Here is a 16829-nt window from a genome sequence, read left to right as displayed (position 1 = left end):
TAAGTGCGTAAATCAGCGTACTTTTTCCGATATTGTTTGGTCCGACAATTTGAAGCGAATTGCATTCGTCAAGCTCAATATCAGCTTTCGAGTAAATGTCAGAATTCAGTATTATTAGTCTTTTCAGCATTTAGTTTTCGTTCAATCTTTTGTTCTATCATTCTGTCGAGCGTTGGCAAAAAACAGCTCTTTTGGTTTTTTCAGCGTTGGCTTTTGTGTCGGTAAAAACCAAATGTGCTGTTTGTGCGGCTGGCTTTTTGTATGTTGCCCAACGTTTTGTGTATGAGCAGTAGCGGATTTTATGGCACTACTTTTCAGACAACAATATACTTTAATTAAATGAAAAAGCGGTTCAAGTTAATACCAAAACCGCTATTGCTTATACACTTTGTTGGCAATAGTTTTATTGTTTTCTAATCGAATTAATAGAGTATAAAATCCAGTTTGAAGATTAGATATTTTGATTTTTAGTTCTGAATTAGTTGCGCCTATTATTGTTTCTGCTTTGACAATTCTTCCATTTAAGTCAACTAAACTATAATATTTAATATTTTCAGCTGTAGTTACAATTAAATAATCTTCTGTAGGGTTGGGATAAACCTGAATAAGAACGTCAGAATGTTCGTTATCATACGCATTTAAAATAAAATTACTGGATTTAAATATTCCCCCTCCGTATGTTGCTACTAATAAATCAGAATTCACACTACTAATCACATTATTTCCATAAATATTTGTAGAACTCATGTCAGTAGTTATCTCTGTCCAAGATGTTCCTCCATCACTTGTAGTCCAAATTCCACCATTCAATACCTTGATTGTATCTTGTTCAGCTCCATTTAAGCCAACAAATAAATTATTTTGCTTTTTATAAATGCTCTTAACCTGAATTGGAGTTTGCCAATTTCCAGAAATGTTAATAGAGGTATTCCCAGTTACTTTATATAATTCCCCATCTTCAGTGCCTGCATATAAAATAGAATCATAATAGCCCAATGATAAAATATTTTTACCACTTAGAAGCCAAGAATTCCATGTTAATCCGTTATCAGTAGAACGAATAATACCATTAAGTGTTGCAGCATAAACGGTATCATTGTTATTCGGGTTTAAGATTAATCTATTAACTGGTTGATTGCTTGTGACAGCAAATGTATTTCCACCATCAATACTTCTTTTAATAGAAAATTGAACTAGGTTAAGGTCATATTCTGCTAACAATACGATATTGGTGTCTATTTGATTTACTACAATGTCAGCAATCCATTTATTTCCGCTAATTAAATTCGAATAACTATTAAAGCCATCAGTCGTTTTAAAAAGACCTTTAGAGAAAGTGCCTAGATAACAAGTGTTGAAATTTAATGGATTGGCAGTAAGACAAAGTGCATGTGCATTTGGACCTTTTCTAACCCATGAAATTCCATTGTCAGTTGTTTCATAAATGCATTGATCATTATAATTTCCTCCAATGTTGTATGTACCTAACAAGCATGTAAAAATTCTGGCTGAATTATTGGGGTCAACAATGAGATCATTTATTTCTGTACAGGTTGGAGATACATTTGTGGTGCTCCAATTAGTTCCATTATTATTTGATAAATATATTGGACCGTTAGAGAAAGTACCTATCATTACAGTAGAACCAGAGATTCCAATTCCAATAACCAATTTATTATTGATTAAAGGGTCAGATACAATTGACCAGCTGGCGGTGGATGAGGAATACTTTTGAAGTCCGGCAAAAGTAGTAGTCCAAAGCTCAATTGTTGGTGAAGTGCTTTGGATGGATATGTCAAAATTAAAATTGCCAGTTAAGCCAGTATTGATAAAACTAATACCCCAATCTGTACTTAGAAAAATCCCGGAAGTAGATGCTACCGCAATTACACTATCTTCTACTTCAATCTCATAAATTGCTGAAAATGAGGGAATATTGGGATGGGCATACCAATTTAAACCATTATCATTTGAGTATTGAAGCCCATTGGATTCAGTGCCAGCAAATATAGTCCCAAAGACATTCGACCCTATGGATGGAACAGTAGAACCTTGAAGTCCAGCGGGATTCCATGAGTTTCCTCCATCATAGCTTTTAAAAACACCATTGCCAGGTCTTGGAGGATCAGTTGTTGCTCCTTCTCCAGTACTAATAAACAATGTGTCTGAACTTTTGAAAGCGATTCCAGAAACCATTCTGTCGTATTGACTAGATAAACCATTAACCATCTGACTCCATGTGTTCCCTCCGTCTGTAGATTTTAATAAACCATAACGACTATAGACATCACACGCAAAAATAGTATCAGGATTAAGTTGGTCTAGTGTAATAGACCAGCCAGTCATGTTAGGGAAATTACCCGTCATTAATGCCCAGTTAATTCCCCCATCTGTACTTTTCCAAACTCCACCACCATCATCACTACCTGCATAGATTATCGAAGGATTATTAGGGTGAAATGTAAACTCTTTAAAATAGCCCCCTTTTGGGCCAATTTGAATCCAATTTTGTCCATATAACTGATTATAAGCAATTAATAAAAGGGAGATGAAGATGGTTAAATGTTTCATAATGCATTTTTAATTATTGCCAACTTGTTTATATACTCAGTTTTTTAGGTTTTAGTTGAGGTTATACATCCAAAAATGGGTAAATAACCTCAATTCAAGTTGAGGTTTATTTTTATCATAAGTCATCAAAAGGTGACTTAATTTGTTGAATATTTTTTGTGCTAACATAAGTGTAAATTTCTGTTGTTTTACTGCTATTATGCCCTAGTAATTCTTGAATATATCTCAAATCAGTTCCGCTTTCCAATAAATGTGTGGCATAACTGTGTCTCAACCAATGTAAAGTAACAGGTTTATTTATTTTAGCTAATGTAACAGATTTTTTTAAAACTTCTTCAATACTTCTTTCAGAATATTTTGAGCCTACTACTTGTCCTTCAAAAAGCCAGGTGCTGGGCTTGTATATTTTAAAATATTCACGAAGTAGCACAATAATTTTTTCTGAAATAGGTGTAATTCTATCTTTTTTACCTTTACTCTGTCTAATTATTAAGAGTTTTCTTTTTGAGTCAACATCGGCAGGTTTTAAATTTAACAATTCACTTCTTCTTAATCCACAAGCATAAATTAAACTCAGCATGGATTTGTGTTTTAGGTTTGAAGGAGCTTCCAATATTTGTTTTATTTCTTCTTTACTCAAAACATTCGGCAACTTTTTCTCTTGCTTAGGGCGATAAATTAAATCAAATTCAAGTTGAGTATTTTCAATTTTTTTGAAAAACAATTTTATAGCATTTACCACTTGATTTTGAAATGAAGACGAGTAGCCATTTTTTAGAATATATTCATTGTTAAACTTTATCAAATCTTGATTATTGATTTCGTTTAACGGTTTATTGTAATAAAATCTTAAAAAAGTTCGAAGTGCTTCTATATATGTTTTTATTGTGTTTGGCGAGTATCTTCTGCTGCTTAACCAATCTTTAAATTGTGTTATTTTTTCTATCTGTTGGTTTGTAAGTGTTGTATTAAGTTTAACTTTTTCAGAAAGTTTCTCCACCCTATTTTTTGTTTTTTCTTTATTTGAGAATATAGCTGTTGTATCAATATAGGCTTTTCCATTAAATACCTGAAACAATTCTTTCATATTGTTTCTGCCATTTGCTATATGCCAACATTTATTAGAGTTACTCCAAGCAGCATCAGGAAAAGACTTTATTAATTTAACTAACTCTTCGTTGTAAGGAAAATAAAGTGCTAATCGTTGTTCATTTTTGTAAACAAGGGTTTTAACTTCTATTTTTTTGAACATCTTAAAATGGTTTTACAAGAAAAATAAAATTAAAGATTTTTTTAACCCAATTCAAAAACAGTAATCTCTGGTAAAATACCCACCCTGCCAGGGTAACCTAAAAAGCCTAAGCCACGGTTTACATAAAGGTATTGGTTGTTGGTGTTGTACAATCCTGCCCATTGTTTGTATAAGTATTGTGAAGGGCTCCACTTGAAATGTGGTATTTCTATGCCAAACTGCATACCGTGTGTATGTCCCGAAAATGTTGCTGAAATATCATTATGGTTGGGTAAAACAATAGCGTCCCAATGTGATGGGTCGTGGCTTAACAACAATTTAATATCGGTGGTTAACAATCCGTTTTTTGCTTTTTCTATATCCCCCAATTTTGGGAAACGCTCTGAACTTCCCCAGTTTTCAACACCAATTACGGCTAGTCGTTCGTTGTCTTTTTCTATAATGTGGTGTTCGTTTAACAATAGTTTCCAGCCTAATTTTTGGTGTACGGCTTTCATCAACTCGTAATTGTGTTTTTTACCTGCTAAATCTTCACGCTGGTAAAAGTAATCGCCATAATCGTGGTTACCCAAAATAGAAAACACACCCATTGGAGCAGTTATTTGGCTCAACACCTCCATAAAAGGTAAAGCCTCTTCAGTTATGTCGTTTACCAAATCTCCAGTAAAAAATATAACATCGGCTTGTTGGTCGTTAATAATTTTTATGGCTTTTTTTAAAGGTTCATCATCTAAAAAACTGCCTACGTGTAAATCGGAAATCTGTACAATTTTTAACCCTTTAAACGCATTGGGCAGGTTGGGTATGTTTAGTTTTTCTGTTTTTATGGTGTAATCGTATGCCGATTTTAACATGCCGAACACCAAGGTTCCAAAAGGAATGGCGGCAGCCACTACTCCTGCTTTTTTAATAAAATCTTTTCGAGAAATGGTGTTTTTATCGCGTTTTTCAACTACTGGGAACAGTTTTCTTTTTATAAAAAAGCCAAGCGTTTTAAGGTCGTGAATGATAATAAATACACAGCCAATAATTTTTGACATAAAATTCATCATGATAAAACCCATAAAATAAACCCGATAAATTTTTGGCGCAGCTACTTTATTTTGAAAATAAGAGGCAACAAAAAACATAAAAGCAATGGTTGCCAAGGTAAATGCCCAATAACTCAGCTTTAAAGCCAAACGCAAATTGGGTTTTAGGTTTTTAATTAATGCACTAAACGACCGAAAAAAGTAGGTGTCGATGATAACAACAAACAGAATAGAATATATAATAAACTTGAGATACATGTTGGGTTATAGTATTTAGTATATTGTGTTTAGTGTATGGTAAATGGTCATCCAAAAACTATAAACTAAACACCAACATCTAATAGTTTAATTCGTTTAAGATCTCATTTTCAATTTCGGTACTGTTCCAAATTTCATTGATGTTGTTGTGTTTTGCCATTACACGTTTCATTATTGCATCTTGTTTTTGTCCTGTTTTCCAAGCTTCGGAATAACGTATGTGGCTAAAAGTTACTTGACTGTACAAAGGCATCCATTTATCAGGATGTTTTTCTGAAAAATGAGCTTCAATTTTCTTTTGTAACAAAAATTGTGGGTCGGCAACAAAATCACGCATTACGTGATAATTGTGTAACGATAAATCTTGAACGCCGTCGCCATCAGGTTTACGCAATTGCTGATATTCTTCAAAAACAATGGGCCAATTTTCGTTGTGTTTTTTCATCAAATCCCACATTACGCTACAATCTTCAAAACCACAATTCATGCCTTGTCCGTAAAACGGAACTGTTGCATGAGCTGCGTCGCCCATTAATGCTGTTTTTCCATGTGTCCAAGGGTAGCAACGAATAATAGCTAATGATGATAAAGGGTGGTCTTCCCAAGCATCAGCAATTTCGGGCATCATGGTGTAAAAATCTGGAAAGGTTGTTTCAAAAAAAGTTTGAACTGCAGCTTTGTTGGTTAAACTTTCGAAAGAGTTTTCTCCTTTCATGGGCATAAAGAGGGTACAAGTGAACGAACCATCTTCGTTGGGTAGTGCAATCAACATAAATCTGCCTCTTGGCCAGATGTGTAAAGCATTTTTTTCTAATCGATAACTTCCATCAGCATTCGCTGGTAGTAAAATTTCGCGGTAACCATCTTCAATATAGTTTTGGCTAAATTGAAATCTATCTAAGGTTTGAAAAGAGTTATATCGGACAGCCGAAAAAGCTCCGTCAGCTGCAAAAATAATATCCGATTGGTATTCTTTTTTCTCACCTGATAAGGTTTCGGTATAAACTATACCTTGTTCGTGATTAACGTTGTAACACTTTTCGTTGTAAATGATTTCTGCATTACCATATTCTTCGGCAATGTCCATCATTTTAGCATTTACGCCACCTCTCGAAACCGAATAAATGGCTTGACCTTCTTTTCCGTAAGGTTGATAAGTTAATTTACCTTCCAAATCGTGCATAATTCTGCCTGTCATGGGTATAGCAATTTTTCGAATTTCATCACCAACCCCTACGTTGTCTAAAGCTCTCCAACCTCTATCGCTTAAAGCCAAGTTAATTGATTTTCCTGCTGAAATATCTGCTCGTCTAATATCTGGTCGGCGTTCAATTATTCGAACTTTATAGCCCGCTTTAGAAAGATATACTGCCCACAAAGAGCCTACTAATCCTGCACCTACAACTGTTGCTGTTTTCATATAATAGTTTATGAGTTTATCTGGTTAGAAGTTTATGAGTTATAAAGCGTTTTTTAGGATTTCTCCAAATTTATAAATATCAAGATAGCTATTGTAAAGCGGAACTGGTGCTAAACGAATAACATTGGGTTCTCTCCAATCGGAAATAACTCCTTTATCGAGTAACTTATTAAACAAGGCTTTTCCGTAACCATGCGCAACAATAGAAACCTGGCAACCTCTTTCTTCCCAATTTCTTGGAGTGATAATTTCGAGAGGTGGGTTTTGAGTGTTGAGTGATGAGTTGATATCGTCTACAATAAATTCAAGGTAACCTGATAACAATCGTTGTTTTTTTAACAATTTATCCATGCCAACTTCATCAAAAATATCAATGGCAGCTTTGTGAGCAGCCATAGTTAGTACAGGGGCATTACTCATTTGCCAAGCTTCGGCAGTTTTCATGGGTTTAAAACCTTTCTCCATTAAAAAACGCGTTTCTTTTTCTTGTCCCCACCAACCAGCAAACCTTATTAAATCAGTATTGTTACAATGGCGTTCGTGAACATAAATTCCAGAAACCCCTCCTGGACCAGAGTTTAAATATTTGTAAGAGCACCAACAAGCAAAATCAACATTCCAATCGTGTAGTTTTAACGCTATATTACCTGCTCCATGTGCTAGGTCAAAACCACAATTTGCACCCACTTTGTGTGCAGCTTCGGTAATGGCTTTCATATTAAAAACCTGACCCGTAAAATAGTTTACTCCGCCAATCATTACACAAGCAAGTGAATTTCCTGCTTGTTCTATTGCGGAAATAATGTCTTCGTGTCGGATGGTTTTTTCGCCATCTCTTGGAGCAACTTCAATCAATGCTTCATCAGGATTAAATCCAGCATTTTTCACTTGCATTTCTAACGCATATTGGTCGGAAGGAAAAGCTTTTGCTTCGCATACAATTTTAAAACGCTCTTTAGTTGGACGGTAAAACGAAACCATTAGCAAGTTTAAGTTAACAGTTAAATTGTTCATTACCACAACTTCGGTTGGAAGTGCTCCAACAATTTTTGAAATTGGTTTAGCAAATTGTTCGTGATATGAAAACCATGGATTTTTTGCATGGAAATGTCCTTCAACTCCCCATTTAGCCCAATCTTCGAGTTCCTGATTAATATATGCTGTGGTTGTTTTAGGCTGTAACCCTAATGAGTTTCCTGTAAAATATAAGGTTTCAATCCCATTAATTACAGGAATATGAAACTTACTTCTATAACTTTTCAATTCATCTTGCTCGTCTAATTTTTGAGCAAATTCAATCGTATTTTGGTAGTTCATTCAATCGTTTTTGGAGTACAAATATAATCAACTAAGTGGTAAGAAAAGGGTAAGAAAATTTGAAAGTTAAAAAGTCAAGTGTATTTATTCCACTTTTTATAAATCTAAAACAAGTTGTTTGGGTAACAATTGAAATGATTGTCGATGTAAATCTGTAATACCATGTTTTTTGATAGCTTCTCGATGAGCTTTTGTAGGATAACCTTTATTATTGTTCCAATCGTAAAAGGGGTGATTTAGATGAGCGTTATCCATAAATTCATCACGATAGGTTTTTGCTAAAATAGAAGCTGCAGCAATAGAAAGAAATTTACCATCACCTTTGATGATACACTCGTGGGGAATTTTTTTGTATGGTTTAAAACGATTGCCATCAATTAATAATAATTCGGGCTTTAATTTTAATGCATCAATTGCTCGGTGCATAGCTAAAAACGAGGCGTTTAAAATGTTGATTTCATCAATTTCATTGTTATCAACAACTCCAATACCAAAAGCGATGGCTTCTTTTTCAATTTCGAAACGGAGCAATTCACGTTTTTTTTCAGAAACCTGTTTAGAGTCGTTGAGTATCTTGTTTTTGTAATCTTTTGGAAAAACGACTGCGGCTGCATAAACGGGTCCAGCTAAACAACCTCTTCCTGCTTCGTCGCAGCCAGCTTCAATTAGTTTTTTTTGAAAATAACTCTTTAACATTTTATTAATTTGTCATTCTGAACTTGTCGAAGTATCTATTGTTTTTAGAATTGATTTCCACAATAAATCAGCAGTCTTATCCCAACTGAATTTTTTGGCTTGAACAATACTTTTTTCTGAAAGATTATGTCGTAAACAAGATTCATTCGCCATTCTAACCATGGCATTAGAAATATCGTCAATTGAAAAGGGGTCGACTAAAATTCCAGCATCTTCAACTACTTCGGGCATTGAGGTAATGTTTGATGTGATAACTGGAGTTCCACAGCTCATGGCTTCAACTAACGGAATACCAAAACCTTCAAAAATTGGGACATAAGTTAGTGCATAAGCCGATGCGGTTATTTTATACAGTTCATTTTCAGTAACTCTACCTGCAAAAATAATGTCCTCTTTATGATTCAGATTGTTTAATGTTTCTTCTATTTCTTTTGTCCACCACATTTTACGCCCAACAATTAATAGCTTTTTTGGTGATTTAGTCTTGATCTTAAAATCATCAAAAGCTTTAAACAAATTAATGAGATTTTTACGTGGATGTAAGGTACCTACAAATAAAAAGTAATCGTAACCAGCGGTATATTGTTCTTTTATTAACTTTTGTTCAGCAGTAGAAATTGGAATAAAATTTTCGTTTGGACCATTGTAAACCACATCAATTTTTGATTCATCAATTTTGTAGGTCCTACAAATATCAGATTTAGAAAACTCCGAAACAGTTGCAATTCGTGTAGCTTGTTGAGCAAATTTTGGAAAATATTTGCAATAGTAATTTCGCAACAGTTTTGGTAAATGCTCTGGGTGATGCTCAAAATTTAAATCGTGAATAACGGCTAATGTTTTGGTTTTAGTATTAAACGGAATCATTCCATCGGTTGCAACAAAAACATCAGGATTTAAGCTCTTTAATAGACGTTTTAATGAAAATTGATACCAAACCATATATAAAAAAGGATGTCTGGCTTGTGGTGAAATTACTTTAGCCGTAATGTTTTTTGCAAATAGAAATTCAGGTTGTGGAGTTCTATCGAAAATAAAAATAAATTCAGTGTCGGGGTGTGCTAAAACAATTTTTTTGAACGATTCGAAGGTGAATAAGCCGATTCCATCCATTTTATCCTTCAGCAACAATCGAGTATTTACAGCTATTTTCAAGAGTTAATTTTTAGCGAAAATAATAATATTGATTAAGATAAGTTATTTTTGTTGAAAATCAATTTACGTGCAACGCAAATTCATCGTCAATCTTGCTTTACTTCTGTTGCTTAATTTTTTAATTAAGCCATTTTGGATTTTCGGTATAGACCGTACTGTTCAAAACATGGTTCCATCAGAAGATTACGGAGTGTATTTTGCTTTATTTAACTTCTCGATGTTGTTTAGCATTTTGTTAGATTTAGGTTTAACCAACTACAACAACAAAAATATTGCTCAAAACAACCACATTCTTTCCAAATATTTTTCGGGGCTACTTACGTTTAAGTTTTTGTTGTCGGTAGTTTATTTTGTGGTAACTTTTGTTGTGGGGTATTTTGTTGGATATGATTCTGATAGGTTTATGATGTTATTGTTTTTGTCCATTAATCAATTTTTTATATCTCTTATATTGTTTATGCGATCAAATATATCAGGACTTCATTTGTTTGCTATGGATAGTGTACTTTCGGTATTAGATAAGGTGTTGATGATTGGCTTCTGTGGTATTTTATTGTGGGGAAATGTAATTGATGCTCCATTCTCTGTATTTCATTTTATATATGCTCAAACTCTTGCATATTTAATAACTGCTTCTATTGTATTCACCATCATTATTGTAAAAACAAAGTTGTTTAAGTTTCAATTAAACATTCCTTTTTTATTGGTAACACTCAAACAAACAATACCATATGCTTTTTTAGTATTAACCATGACTTTTTATTACAGGTTAGACGCTATTATGCTAGACTTGATGTTAGTAGATGGTGAGCAACAAGCAGCTATTTATGCTCAGGCGTATCGATTGCTTGACGCTTCTTCACAAATAGGGGTGTTGTTTGCCGGACTTTTATTGCCCATGTTTGCCTTAATGATTTATAAAAAAGAAAAATTAGATGATTTATTAAGGTTGTCGTTTTCCTTGCTTTTTATTCCTGCTTCAATTTTAGCAATTTTCTGCTTGTTTTATGGGGATGACATCATTGGCTTATTATACAGCCATTACAATCAGTCATCATCAAATGTATTGAGTATTTTGATGTTCTGCTTTGTGGCAATTTCAGGAACATACATTTATGGAACATTACTTACATCGAACGGAAGTTTAAAACAGTTAAATACCATTGCTGTTGTAGGTTTGTTTCTTAATCTATTGCTGAATTTTTGGCTAATTCCAACATATAAGGCAGAAGGCTCGGCCATTGCGAGTTTAATTACACAGTTTGTAATTCTTTTGGCTCAAATAGTTATTTGTAATAGAATGTTCAGTTTTACGATTAATTTAAAATATGTATTAAAAGTTGGTTTTTTGTTTTTGATGATAGTTTTGGTTGTTTTAGGATTAAAAAAATTCGACATTACATTGTTATATTCACTAATAACCATAATAATTGTATCTAGCAGTATTACGTTTCTTTTAAGAATTGTAAATGTTAAAGATTTAATGGGATTAATCAAAAACAGATAAAACATTGCTGATTGCTTTATGGACAATAAAAAATTGTATTTTTGGAGGTCTTAAAAATTAGGTGTAATACCGTGTTAAGTGAATAAAGAAAGCCAGAACATAAACAATGGTAACTTGGTTAGCCTCATTTCCAATAATAGAAAATTATTGTTAATAGTAGGGATGACAGCGGCCATAGTGTCGTTAGTTATTACGCTATTTATTAAGGATAAATATAAATCTACAGTTATTCTTTACCCTACCACTACAAATTCGATATCAAAAGCCATCATTGCAGAAAATATTTCAGGTAAAGATGATGTATTAAAGTTTGGAGAAGTTGAAGAAGCAGAACAACTTTTACAGATTTTAAATTCTGATGAAATTAAACACCGTATTATCGAGAAATACAATTTGATGAGACATTATTGTATTGACGAGGACGAACAATACAAGAACACAAAACTGTATGATAAGTTTAACGACAATATTACCTTTAAGTTAACTAAATATTTGGCTGTTGAAATATCTGTTTTAGATTACGATGCTGATACAGCAGCGTTTATTGCCAATGATATTGCTGTTTTTATGGATTCTGTAAAAAATAGAATGCAAAAAGATATCGCCATTCCTGCATTTAAAATTGTAGAGCAACGATACTTGAATCAAAAAGAGTTTATAAAATCGTTAGAAGATTCGTTAACTGCATTAAGAATTTTAGGTGTAATAGATTATGAATCTCAGGCTGAACGATTAACAGAACAATTAGCTATTGCTGTTTTACAAGGGAAATCATCAGCTATAGCAGCATTAGAAAATAGGCTTCATACATTATCAAAATATGGAGGAGCATATGTTTCAATTCGAGATCAATTGGAATTTGAAAAAAAGCAACTTACATCTTTACATACAAAATACGAAGAAGCTAAAGTTGATGCTGAAACCATTTTACAACACAAGTTTATCGTTAACAATGCCTTTCCTGCCGAGAAAAGTACTTACCCTATTCGTTGGTTAATTGTATTGGTATCGGTATTTTCTGTATTAATTTTAACCTTGCTGGTATTAATTGTTCAACAAAACTATAACTTATTAAAATAGCTGTTATGTCAGACTTAGCAAACATGAATAGTAATCTTTTCCAGATTGCATTAAAAAATAAAAAAATACTGATTATAGTTGGATTAGTAGCAGCTGTTTTATCGGTAATATTTTCATCAGCAACATTTATTAAGCCTAAGTTTAAATCACAGGCAATTGTTTATCCTTCTAATTTAGGTGAGTATTCAGAAGAAAGCCCAATTGAACAAATGATGCAGTGGTTTGAATCTAGAACGATAAAAGAAAACGTTATTAAAGAGTTTAACCTAGCAGAACATTATGATATTAAGCCCGAAGATAAGTTAGCTGATTATTATTTAATGTTAGAGTACGATGATAATGTAAAAATTAGTGAAACTAAGTATGAGTCGGCAGAGATTGTTGTAACAGATACAGATCCGGAGATTGCTTATAAAATGGTTAACAGTATTATTGAAAATGTAAATAAAGTTATCAGAGCTGAACATAAAAAAAGAGCTTTAGAAGATTTGATTACTGTAGAAACTCAATTTAATAGGATAAAATCTAATTTAGATTCTGTCTCAAGTGAATTAAAAAAAATCAGAAAAGAGTACCACATTATCAATTATAGCGTTCAATCTGAAGAAGTAATGCGAGGTTATTTAAGGACTTTTGATGGAGCAAGTAAAACATCATCAAATTATGATGAGATAATAAAATTGATGAATAATATAGAGGAAAAAGGTGGAGATTTTATTAATCTTGAACAGAGGGTTTATCATATTTTGGATGCTTACAAATACTGGGAAAGTGAATTTATAAAAGCAGATAAAACTTACCGAAGAGTTATGACTTACACAAACATTATAACTAAACCAGTAGTTTCCTATAAAAAAGTATATCCAATTCGTTGGTTAATAGTTGCTATTTCAACTTTTGGAGCCGTATTTTTTGCTTTTGTGGTTATTTTATTTCAAAATAAGATAAAAAAATAATAATTGTTAAATGCAATTAAGCCATATTACATTTACATTTTAAGCTTTTTTTTCATTGCTTTAAATAGTATTCTTATTATAAAAGAATTCTATTATTTGGCATTATTACCCGCCGCTTTAGCTATCGTGTTTTTAGCATTTTTTAATGTCGAAAAATTAATGTGGTTTATCGTTTTTACCACTCCGTTATCTTTAAATCTTGAAGATTTAGAATTAGGTGGTATAGGAATGTATTTGCCTACAGAACCCTTGATGTTTGGGGTGATGATTTTGTTTTTTCTAAAATTAATTTACGATAAAGGTTTTGATACTCGGATATTAAAACATCCTATTACTATTGCTGTTTTTATTTATTTGGGATGGATATTCTTAACCATTTTTACTAGTGAAATGCCAATAGTTTCTTTGAAGTTTTTGGTTTCTCGATTATGGTTTATTGTGTGTTTTTATTTTATAGGCACGCAATTGTTTTTAAAAGTGAACAATTACCGTATTTTTTACTGGGCTTATTTAATACCTTTTGCTGGAGTAATTACTTATGCTTCAATTCGGTTGGCATCGTATAACTTTGATGAAAAAGCAGCACATTGGGTAATGGAACCTTTTTATAAAGACCATACTTCTTATGGGGCAATTTTAGCAATGTTTCTTCCTATTACCTTTATTTTTATTGATTCATCAGAGAAATTTTATTTTAGGGTTGCCTCTTTTGTTGTTTTGGGAATAGTAACGTTGGGAACAATTTTATCCTATACAAGGGCAGCGTGGGTTAGTCTTGTAGCAGCATTGGTTTTATATTTTATTTACAAGTATAAAGTTAAGTTCAAATACTTATTTTATATAGGAGCAACAGCTATTGTATTAATAGCTTTAAATTGGACGTCAATAATGTTAAGTTTGGAACGTAACAATCAGGATTCATCTGCTGAACTAAGTGAACATGTTCAGTCTATTTCAAATGTATCGAGTGACGCTTCAAATAAGGAACGATTAAATAGATGGAATTCAGCATTTAGAATGTTTCAAGAACGACCAATATTTGGCTGGGGTCCAGGAACCTATGTGTTTCAATATGCGCCATTTCAGTCGTCAAAAGATAAAACCATTATAAGCACCAACGTTGGGAATAATGGAAATGCACATAGTGAATATATTGGTCCGTTAGCTGAAACTGGATTAATTGGAATGTTAACAGTATTTTTTCTTTTTGGAATGGTTTTCTATCGAGGGTCATTGCTTTATCACAAATTACCCAAAGGAAAAATTAAAACAGTTGTATTGTGTACGTTGTTAGGGTTATTTACTTATGTTGTACATGGCTTTTTAAATAACTATTTAGATACCGATAAAGCATCTGTACCGTTCTGGGGTTTTATAGCATTAATTGTAGCTATAGATGTTTATCATAAGGATAAAATACTACTTGAATCGAATACCAAGTAAGGCAATATCATCAGCAAAATCTTCCTCTCCTTTAAATAGCTCTAATCTTGAAAATACGGCATTAATGATTGTTTGAACTGAGCTTTCTTTTTCCAACAACATGGTTTGTTTTAGTGGCTTTAACCCAAACTCCTGTTTGTTTTTATCTATTTGCTCATTTATTCCATCTGTGTAACACATTAAAATAGAATCAGAAGGAACATACATGTTTTTTTCAGTTACTGATGGTAACTTTTTAAACATTCCAATTATGGTACAACCTTCATCTAACTCTAAAAATTTATGTCCAACAAGTAGGAGGGGAGGATTATGTCCCGCATTGATGTACTGTAGGTTTTGAGTCTGAATGTTATAACGACCAATAAAAGCAGTTATAAATTTTTCTCGTTTAGCAGTAGCTAAAATATTTTCGTTTAGTTCTGTAACCAATTCGGTTAATGAAGAGGTGCGCTTAATTAATGCCCTAAAACTTGCCTGAAAGTTGGACATAATTAAAGCAGCAGGAACACCTTTCCCAGAAACATCAGCTATGCAAAAAGCAATTTCGTCTCTGTTGAGTTGAATGAAATCGTAATAATCGCCACCCACTAAATGATGAGGTTGATATTTTGCACTTACCTCAATTTCATCGTTGTTCGGCAATTCATTAGGGAAAAGCATGGTTTGCATTTCAGATGCGAGTTCCATTTCTTTTTGAATTGCAATTTGATTTAAACTTTGTTTATACAACCGCTTGTTTTCAATGGCAACGATAATAATGTTGGTGAAAGTTTGAATAAAAGTAAGGTGCTTAATAATAGGGCTTACTTCTATTTTTTCATCAGCAAAATCGCCAATAAGTAAATAGGCTAAAGGATTTGATTTATGAAATACTGGGATAATGACATCAAAATCATCTAAGTTTGGGTTATTAAGCGAATTGGTGCTAACAATTTCGGTAACAGGTAACAAATCTCTCTTAGCATTAATAATCGAACAGGCAGTTCCTATACATAGTTCTTCATGCCATTCTTTACCATTAAAACTATACAAAAGCAGTTTGCCAATCTTTAATTCATCAATCAGCACCTCTTTATAAATGCTGAATAAATCGGCTTGAGGTAAATTGTTGTTAATACCTTTAGTAACTTCTAAAAGTTTGTTAAGTTTTAACTTACCAATGTCAATTCGTTTTTTAATATTTCTTGACGATTTTGCCATTTATTTTTTAAGTTCTTCAATTATTGAAGGTAATTGACGCATAAACGCTAACTCCTTTAATTTTTTTCTGGTTTCTTCTGCTGGACTACCAAAGTATGATTTTCCAGTCTCTAAATCCTTAGTGATACCTGATTGTGCTTGAACAACAACATTATCTCCAATAGTTATGTCGCTTGGTATCCCAGCCTGACCCCATAAAGTAACATTATTTCCAATAACGGAGCATCCAGCAATACCAACCTGAGATGCAATAATGCACATTTCCCCGATTATTGTATCATGACCAACTTGTACATGGTTGTCAATTTTGGTGTGTGCACCAATTGTTGTTGCACTTGTTACACCTTTATCAATGGTTGTACAAGCGCCAATTTCTACATTATCATGGATAATAACATTGCCTCCAGAGTTAAGTCTTTCCCTATGGTTACCTCTGTTTTTGTAGTAGAAGGCATGACCACCAATAACACTATTAGCCTGAATAATGACATTATTTCCAATCACACAATTGTCATATATTACTACATTTGGAAACAATAAACAATTGTCACCAATTTTAACATTGTTACCAAGCGTTACAGTTGAATGAATTTGACAATTTTTACCAATTTCAACTGATTCGGCAACAAGGCTTTTATTAAACTCAAATGGCGAAAAGAAATTAATTAAAAAATTAAAATCTCTAAAAGGGTCTTCAGAAAAAATTAATCCTTTTCCTTCTGGACAAGCTACTTTCTGATTAATAATTACCGTTGTAGCTTTCGAATTTAAAGCCTTGTCGTAATATTTTGGGTGATCAACAAAAACGATGTCGCCGTAGTCAACCATATGTATTTCATTAATGCCGGTAATGCTGTGGTTTGGATTTCCAATAAAATCGCAGTTCAGCAACTTAGCAACACTTTCTAATGTTTTAGGTGGAATTTTCATTGAGCAGATAATT

The 16829-nt window shown here is 32.8% G+C and carries 13 protein-coding genes; 4 read left to right on the top strand and 9 right to left on the bottom strand.

Translation table 11 applies throughout. From position 1 onward, the window contains the following. Window positions 1-372 precede the first annotated feature (372 nt). The 7 genes from H6589_12930 to H6589_12900 all read right to left on the bottom strand — a co-directional run bounded on the left by H6589_12930 (window position 373) and on the right by H6589_12900 (window position 9658). A complete protein-coding gene (locus H6589_12930; GenBank protein MCB9175509.1) occupies window positions 373-2571 on the bottom strand; it encodes a T9SS type A sorting domain-containing protein in 2199 nt (732 codons plus the stop codon). Window positions 2572-2686: 115 nt separating this feature from the next. Next, window positions 2687-3823, bottom strand: a complete 1137-nt coding sequence (locus H6589_12925; GenBank protein MCB9175508.1) for a site-specific integrase — start codon at window positions 3821-3823, stop codon at window positions 2687-2689. Between the two features lie 41 nt (window positions 3824-3864). Beyond that, window positions 3865-5112, bottom strand: coding sequence for a metallophosphoesterase (locus tag H6589_12920; protein ID MCB9175507.1), 1248 nt, complete (start codon window positions 5110-5112; stop codon window positions 3865-3867). A gap of 79 nt (window positions 5113-5191) precedes the next feature. Next, window positions 5192-6532 carry an FAD-dependent monooxygenase gene (locus H6589_12915; protein MCB9175506.1) on the bottom strand — a complete coding sequence of 447 codons (1341 nt, stop codon included), beginning with the start codon at window positions 6530-6532 and terminating at the stop codon, window positions 5192-5194. Window positions 6533-6571: 39 nt separating this feature from the next. Further along, window positions 6572-7849 carry a kynureninase gene (gene kynU / locus H6589_12910; GenBank protein ID MCB9175505.1) on the bottom strand — a complete coding sequence of 426 codons (1278 nt, stop codon included), beginning with the start codon at window positions 7847-7849 and terminating at the stop codon, window positions 6572-6574. Window positions 7850-7945: 96 nt separating this feature from the next. Further along, window positions 7946-8545 (bottom strand): ribonuclease HII, encoded by a 600-nt coding sequence (locus tag H6589_12905; GenBank protein MCB9175504.1) that lies wholly within the window; start codon window positions 8543-8545, stop codon window positions 7946-7948. A 12-nt stretch (window positions 8546-8557) separates the two neighbouring features. Then, a complete protein-coding gene (locus H6589_12900; GenBank protein ID MCB9175503.1) occupies window positions 8558-9658 on the bottom strand; it encodes a glycosyltransferase family 4 protein in 1101 nt (366 codons plus the stop codon). Window positions 9659-9866: 208 nt separating this feature from the next. Between H6589_12900 and H6589_12895 the strand changes: the two genes are divergently transcribed. The 4 genes from H6589_12895 (at window position 9867) to H6589_12880 (ending at window position 14686) form a co-directional block, all read left to right on the top strand. Continuing rightward, window positions 9867-11207, top strand: coding sequence for an oligosaccharide flippase family protein (locus tag H6589_12895; protein ID MCB9175502.1), 1341 nt, complete (start codon window positions 9867-9869; stop codon window positions 11205-11207). A gap of 78 nt (window positions 11208-11285) precedes the next feature. Then, the gene (locus H6589_12890) at window positions 11286-12287 is read left to right on the top strand and encodes a hypothetical protein (protein ID MCB9175501.1); all 1002 of its coding nucleotides are present in this window, start codon (window positions 11286-11288) and stop codon (window positions 12285-12287) included. 5 nt (window positions 12288-12292) lie between these two features. Next, window positions 12293-13243 carry a hypothetical protein gene (locus tag H6589_12885; GenBank protein ID MCB9175500.1) on the top strand — a complete coding sequence of 317 codons (951 nt, stop codon included), beginning with the start codon at window positions 12293-12295 and terminating at the stop codon, window positions 13241-13243. Window positions 13244-13339: 96 nt separating this feature from the next. Continuing rightward, window positions 13340-14686 carry an O-antigen ligase family protein gene (locus tag H6589_12880; GenBank protein ID MCB9175499.1) on the top strand — a complete coding sequence of 449 codons (1347 nt, stop codon included), beginning with the start codon at window positions 13340-13342 and terminating at the stop codon, window positions 14684-14686. Here H6589_12880 and H6589_12875 read toward each other — a convergent pair. Then, window positions 14663-15886 carry a PP2C family protein-serine/threonine phosphatase gene (locus tag H6589_12875; GenBank protein MCB9175498.1) on the bottom strand — a complete coding sequence of 408 codons (1224 nt, stop codon included), beginning with the start codon at window positions 15884-15886 and terminating at the stop codon, window positions 14663-14665. The two genes, H6589_12880 and H6589_12875, sit on opposite strands and share 24 nt — an antisense overlap. Further along, window positions 15887-16816 carry a UDP-3-O-(3-hydroxymyristoyl)glucosamine N-acyltransferase gene (locus H6589_12870; protein ID MCB9175497.1) on the bottom strand — a complete coding sequence of 310 codons (930 nt, stop codon included), beginning with the start codon at window positions 16814-16816 and terminating at the stop codon, window positions 15887-15889. It abuts the gene before it with no gap. Between the last annotated feature and the right edge of the window lie 13 nt (window positions 16817-16829).

Source organism: Flavobacteriales bacterium (assembly GCA_020635795.1).
GTDB lineage: Bacteria > Bacteroidota > Bacteroidia > Flavobacteriales_E > Vicingaceae > Vicingus.
Note: the sequence above shows the minus strand (reverse complement) of the source record. Positions and strands in the feature narration are given on the sequence as shown.

Coding starts and splice junctions, on each gene's coding strand:
- H6589_12920 (MCB9175507.1), bottom strand. CDS start 5,112: ATGTATCTCAAGTTTATTATATATTCTATTCTGTTTGTTGTTATCATC.
- H6589_12895 (MCB9175502.1), top strand. CDS start 9,867: ATGGTTCCATCAGAAGATTACGGAGTGTATTTTGCTTTATTTAACTTC.
- H6589_12930 (MCB9175509.1), bottom strand. CDS start 2,571: ATGAAACATTTAACCATCTTCATCTCCCTTTTATTAATTGCTTATAAT.
- kynU (MCB9175505.1), bottom strand. CDS start 7,849: ATGAACTACCAAAATACGATTGAATTTGCTCAAAAATTAGACGAGCAA.
- H6589_12885 (MCB9175500.1), top strand. CDS start 12,293: ATGTCAGACTTAGCAAACATGAATAGTAATCTTTTCCAGATTGCATTA.
- H6589_12915 (MCB9175506.1), bottom strand. CDS start 6,532: ATGAAAACAGCAACAGTTGTAGGTGCAGGATTAGTAGGCTCTTTGTGG.
- H6589_12905 (MCB9175504.1), bottom strand. CDS start 8,545: ATGTTAAAGAGTTATTTTCAAAAAAAACTAATTGAAGCTGGCTGCGAC.
- H6589_12900 (MCB9175503.1), bottom strand. CDS start 9,658: ATGGATGGAATCGGCTTATTCACCTTCGAATCGTTCAAAAAAATTGTT.
- H6589_12870 (MCB9175497.1), bottom strand. CDS start 16,816: ATGAAAATTCCACCTAAAACATTAGAAAGTGTTGCTAAGTTGCTGAAC.
- H6589_12925 (MCB9175508.1), bottom strand. CDS start 3,823: ATGTTCAAAAAAATAGAAGTTAAAACCCTTGTTTACAAAAATGAACAA.
- H6589_12875 (MCB9175498.1), bottom strand. CDS start 15,886: ATGGCAAAATCGTCAAGAAATATTAAAAAACGAATTGACATTGGTAAG.